Here is a 5,609-nt window from a genome sequence, read left to right on the forward strand (position 1 = left end):
ACCAATCTTGGAGTGCTGCCTCGGAAACACATAGCGAAAGCCGTTCGCCGCGTCCTCCCGCAAGCCGCCAAGCGATATATAGAAGTTCAGCATTTCTTCGATGCTGTGTATTGTAACCATCTCGTCGCCCCCTCCCTTTCCGTTTTGGCATATCGTTTTCTGTTTTGGCACGAATTTGGGTTAACTGTAGGCAACTTTTGAATGAAATTCTACCACAAAATAGCCTGTATCCCAACGATTTACGGAGCTTTTATGAAATACAGGCTTGGCCTTGAGGCACTTTTTGCCGCTTTGACAACCCGGCTTCCATGCATATAATTGTTATCAGTTAAGGGCGTATAACCAATAAAGATTTTGCGGTATTCGTGTCAAGACAAAAGCCGCAGAGAAAGGATTTCTATGCAAGAAGCAAAGAAAAACGTCATTCTTCGCGTATTCCGAACCGCACATTGCAGTCCGGGAAAATACATCCTTGGAGTGACCTGCTCTGCACTCAGCGTTTTGTTGTCCGGCGTACCGTTTTACACGGTCTACCGAATCGTTCGACTTTTCCTGCTGGCATCGCTTGATGGTACGGCTGTCCCGACCGGCGAGATGTGGCTGTGGGCAGCGGTTACGATAGGAAGTATCGCGTTGGGCATTGTATTGTCCGTGATCGGCAGCTTTTCCTGTCATGCCTGCGCGTTCAACGCCCTGTATGATTTACGTATGCGCATCCTCGACCACATGGGGCGGCTGGACCTCGGTTTTTATACAGGCGGGCAATCCGGAGCTACACAGAAGATGATGAACGAGAACATCGAAAAGATGGAAAACATCATTGCTCACGATGTTTCCAATATCTTCGGTGCGGGGTTGCTGCTGGCAGCTTTTGCCGTGCTGATGTTCTCTCTCAACATACCGCTGGCGCTGACGATCTTTATCGCCTTAGCGCTTGCCTTTCTTATCCAGTTTTCCGCGTTCGGCGGAAAGCGGGGGCAAAAGATCTGGAACGATCTGAACCGTTCCTCAACCGAGCTGGACGCCGCGTTTTCTGAATATGTGGCGGGCATGGAGGAAGAAAAAATCTTTGGCAGGCCGGAGGCGGCAGCACGTCGTCTGACTGGACTGATAGAGAAGAACAGGGAAAATTGGAAGGCCTATCTGAAACGTGTCACGCCGATTTTCGGCGCGTATAAGACCATCACGATTTCGGTGCTGGCTTTTCTGCTCGCCTCCGGCTGCGTATTGCTGCACCTGCATCCCGGCGACCACGAGCTTATGATGGAGCTGCTGATGTTCCTGATCGTCGGCCCTGCCTGCATCAGTCCCTTGATGGAACTTGTGGAGTTCGGTGCCGATTTGCTTAACCTGTCGGTACGCATGGATCAGATCGACGAGGTGCTGAATATGCAGCCCATGTCCGAGGGGACGGAGGCCGCGCCAAGGGGAGGAGCCGAAATCGCATTTCAGGATGTGAGTTTTTCTTATCAGAGCGCTGCCACTCCCCTGCGCCGCATGGCGCTGGATCACCTGACAATGGAGATCCCGGCCGGGAGCTTTGCCGCGCTGGTAGGGCCGTCCGGTGGGGGCAAATCCACGGCAGGGCAGCTCATCGCCCGGTTTTGGGATGTGGAAAGCGGCTCTATCAGCATTGCGGGGCGGGACATCCGGGAGTATTCCACGGAAGCCCTGATGAACACTGTCGCCTTTGTTTTTCAGGACACGCATATCTTTGCGGAAAGCGTCTACGACAATATCGCCATGCACCGTAAGGTTCACCGCGAGGACGTGGAACGGGCGGCAAAGGCGGCAAGGTGCCACGATTTCATCCTCTCCCTCCCGAAAGGCTATGATACGAGGCTGGGCGACGGCGGGCACAGGCTGTCGGGCGGCGAGGCGCAGCGCATCGCCATTGCAAGGGCGATATTGAAGGACGCGCCCATTGTCGTACTGGACGAAGCGATGGCTTTTACTGACGCGGAAAACGAGCTTGCTCTGCGGAAAGGCATGACGGAGCTTTTGAAAGACAAGACTGTCCTGATGATAGCCCACCGGCTTTACTCTATCCAGGACGCAGACTACATTTTCGTATTGGAGAACGGGCAGCTCAAGGAACGCGGCTCACACAGCGATTTGCTGCAAGCAAACGGACTGTACGCACACCTGTGGGCAATCCAGAACGAAACGGAAAGCTGGCAGATGAAGGGAGGGCTTGCCCATGTTTAAGATGATCCGGCAATTTACCTTCCACCACCCGAAGCAGATCCTTGCGCCGACGCTGTGGCTGTTTCTCTCTCAGTCGTCCAGCATACTTCCCGCCATCCTCGCATATAGGGCGATTTATCTCTTGGGGCAGGCGTTTTATCTGCCCTATACGCTGGACATTTCACTATTGACAAAAATAGCTATCATTGGGCTTGGCTATGTCCTCCTGCAATACGCAGTGGAGCTGATTTCCTACTACAACACCTACGGGCGGGCTTATCACGACACCGCAGATAAGCGTATCGCTTATATTCAAAAGCTGCGCCGTCAAAGCCTCGGCTTCTTTTCCTCAAAGGAATCCGGCGAGCTGATCAGCTCCTTTGCAGGCGATTTTGCCAATGTGGAATATACCATGTGCTTCTGGCTGCCCTATCCCATCGGCGTAGGCTTCCTGCTGCTGCTTTCCTTTGTTTGTATGCTGTTCTTCGACTGGCACATGGCGGTGGCGATTTTTGCCATGCTGCCTGTCTGCGCAATCCTGATGCTGCAAATTACAAAGGTTAAGGAAAAGCACAGCCGCTCCGTTATGGAGGCCAAGACAAGAGCTGCAACGCAGCTCAATGAATACCTGCACGGTATGAAAGACCTCAAAGCCTACCACCGTACCGGCAACGGATTCGATGCTCTGGAAAAAGCGTTTTCAGACCTGCGCAGGGAATCTCTGCAGGACGAGGCCGTTGCAGGCAGCCTTTCTACCCTGTGTGCCTCGCTGGTCAAATTCGTTGTTCCCGTGACAGCGGCAGTGGGATTGTATCTGCTGCTGGGCGGCAGTCTTACCATATTGGACTTCGCGGGCTTTCTTGTGATTGCCACAAAGCTGACCGAACCGGCGCTTACCCTTGTGAGCAGCCTTTCCGCTCTGCGGGGCATGGCGCTCTCCGGTGAACGTCTGGACAGGGTGATGACAACGCCTGCCCCTTCCGGTACGGACGAAATCGACCACGGCGACAGCTATGCGTTTGACCGCGTTTCCTTCTGCTACACGGAGGGCAACGATGTGATCCATGACGTGAGCTTTGAAACGCCGGCAGGGGCGCTTACTGCGCTGACAGGGCCCTCCGGCAGCGGCAAATCTACGCTTCTGCGGCTGATGGCGCGATTCTGGGACTATCAGCAGGGACAGGTACGTTTTGCCGGGAAAGAGCTTCGCAGCATTGTGCCGGAAAGCCTGCTTTCGCAGGTATCTATGGTGATGCAAAACGCCTATCTGTTCCGGGGGACAATACGGGAAAATCTGTGCTTTGGGGATGAGAACATCACCGAACAAAAAATAATCGACGCCTGCCGGAAAGCGCGCTGCCACGACTTCATTTCAGCGTTACCGGAGGGCTACGATACGGTGGTGGGCGAAGGCGGCGCAACCCTGTCCGGGGGTGAACGGCAGCGCATCTCGCTGGCGAGAGCATTTTTGAAGGATGTTTCGATCTTGCTTCTGGACGAGCCTACCGCCTCCCTAGACGCAGACAACGAGGCAATGGTGCAAAAGGCACTGGATGAAATATCCAAAGAGCGCACCGTAATTATGATCGCACACCGGCTGAAAACCGTGCGCGGCGCACAGCTGATCCTTGTCCTTGAAAACGGCAGGATCACGCAGCATGGGACCCACGACCAGCTTGTTGGGACGGACGGACTCTACTCCCGGCTGTGGAAATTGCAAAATCAGGCTGGAAATTATACTTTCAAATCATCTTAGGAGGAGAAACATGAAATCAAAAATCCTGAACTTCAAGGTGTTCGTCCTTGTTATCGTACTGTCCTTCTGATGATCGGCATCGGCTATCTCATTATGCTGTCCTTTGCGGCAATATGCAAGTTCTCTCAATCTCCTTGAACCGGGGCTGATTATAGTGCGCCCCGTAAAACATTCCGACTTCTCTTGACGTAACGGCGGCTCTCTGCGTTGGCGGTTAGCTGCTGGGCGTAAAAATGCTGGGCAAGCACTTTAATCCTGCCGGTGTGCGCATGAGCGTGGAAAGAACAAAAAGCGGCACAACGCCGAAATTTTTTCAGGCGCTGGATTGTCAAGCCAAATGTAACAGGTAAATGCCGGGCTGTCAGGCCAAGTACAACAGGCAAATTCTCGAAGTTCCTCAAAAGCTGTTCTCCTCTCCGAAATTCCTGAAGTCTCAAATGCCGGCACCTCCTGAAAGCACAGGAGGCGCCGAGTGAATGAGGGTCTTCACAATCCCCCCTCCATCTCTGCTAGAATAAGGTCATAAAACACTCAATCGAAGCGAGGTGACGGGATTATGAGCGAAAAACTTCAAACTCTGCCTATAGGCATCCAGAGCTTCGAGAGGCTGCGGAAGCGGGGGCATCTTTATGTGGACAAGACGGCGCGGCTGATGGAACTTGTCAGCTCTGACCGTTGTTTCCTGTCCCGCCCCCGGCGGTTCGGCAAGTCGTTGACGCTCTCGACGCTCGACGCGATGTTCCGTGGGAAGGCCGAACTCTTCAAGGGCTTGGCCGCCGAGGCGTGGGTGGCGGAGCAGGCGAAACACCCCGCGCCGGTGCTGCGGCTCGACATGAGCATGATGGACGTGCGGGACGTCGCGTGCTTCGAGAAGAACCTCGTGGCGGAGCTTACCGATCGGAGCCACAGGCACGGGATAACGTTGACCCGAAGCGATGCAGACGAGCCTGGAGGCGCCTTCAAGGGGATGATCTCCGGGCTTTATGACCAGGGCGGGCCGGTCGTCGTGCTGATCGACGAGTACGACAAGCCCATCCTGGACAAGATCGGAAACCTGGAGGCGGCGGAGGCCATGCGCGAAGCGCTCCGTAGCTTCTACACCGTCCTGAAGGGCTGCGACGAGTACCTCCGCTTTGTCATGCTGACCGGCATCTCCAAGTTCACGAAGACGGGTGTCTTCTCCGCCATGAACAACCTGCGGGACATCTCCATGGTGGAGGAGTTTGGCGACGTCGTGGGCTACACACAGGAGGAGCTCGAGGCCGACTTCGCGGACTGGATCGACGACGCAGCCGGCAAGATGAGCCTCTCCCGCCAGGAGCTCTTGATGCGGATGAAGGACTACTACGACGGCTTCTGCTTCGACGGCAAAACGCGGCTCTACAATCCCTTCTCGATCCTTAACTTCCTGGCCGACAGGGAGTTCAAAAACTACTGGTATCACTCGGGCTCCCCCACGTTCATCCTCTCCTATCTGCGCAGCCACGGGATCGACGACCCGGAGGTCTATCGGCACAAAAGCGTCCCCGCCGACTTCGCGGACAGCCAGGAGATCGAGCGGGCTAGGCCGGAGAGCTTCCTCTTCCAGAGCGGCTATCTGACCATCGAATCCGCGGAGGAGCAGGAGCTGACTCTGGACTATCCCAACCGCGAGGTCCTGAACTCC

The 5,609-nt window shown here is 55.0% G+C and carries 4 protein-coding genes; 3 read left to right on the forward strand and 1 reads right to left on the reverse strand.

The window, feature by feature from the left end; translation table 11 throughout:
* The first annotated feature begins 399 nt into the window (after positions 1-399).
* Both SY1_RS10000 and SY1_RS10005 read left to right on the forward strand, forming a co-directional pair.
* Positions 400-2,208: an ABC transporter ATP-binding protein gene (locus SY1_RS10000; RefSeq protein ID WP_015556950.1), complete on the forward strand. Its 1,809-nt coding sequence runs from the start codon at positions 400-402 to the stop codon at positions 2,206-2,208.
* Complete coding sequence (locus SY1_RS10005; RefSeq protein ID WP_015556951.1) at positions 2,201-3,943, forward strand: ABC transporter ATP-binding protein; 1,743 nt, start codon at positions 2,201-2,203, stop codon at positions 3,941-3,943. The genes SY1_RS10000 and SY1_RS10005 overlap by 8 nt, the downstream gene beginning before the upstream one ends.
* A 149-nt stretch (positions 3,944-4,092) precedes the next feature.
* Here SY1_RS10005 and SY1_RS10010 read toward each other — a convergent pair whose 3' ends face one another.
* The gene (locus tag SY1_RS10010; protein WP_208873679.1) at positions 4,093-4,344 is read right to left on the reverse strand and encodes a hypothetical protein; all 252 of its coding nucleotides are present in this window, start codon (positions 4,342-4,344) and stop codon (positions 4,093-4,095) included.
* A gap of 155 nt (positions 4,345-4,499) precedes the next feature.
* On the opposite strand from SY1_RS10010, the gene SY1_RS10015 reads away from it, so the two are divergent.
* A partial coding sequence (locus SY1_RS10015; RefSeq protein ID WP_208873681.1) for an ATP-binding protein occupies positions 4,500-5,609 on the forward strand: 1,110 nt, incomplete at its 3' end.

This window comes from Fretibacterium fastidiosum (assembly GCF_000210715.1).
In the GTDB taxonomy this organism is placed as follows: Bacteria; Synergistota; Synergistia; order Synergistales; family Aminobacteriaceae; genus Fretibacterium; species Fretibacterium fastidiosum.

Excerpts from the sequence above, each read along its gene's own strand:
- SY1_RS10005 (WP_015556951.1), top strand. The coding sequence starts at position 2,201 with ATGTTTAAGATGATCCGGCAATTTACCTTCCACCACCCGAAGCAGATC.
- SY1_RS10000 (WP_015556950.1), top strand. The coding sequence starts at position 400 with ATGCAAGAAGCAAAGAAAAACGTCATTCTTCGCGTATTCCGAACCGCA.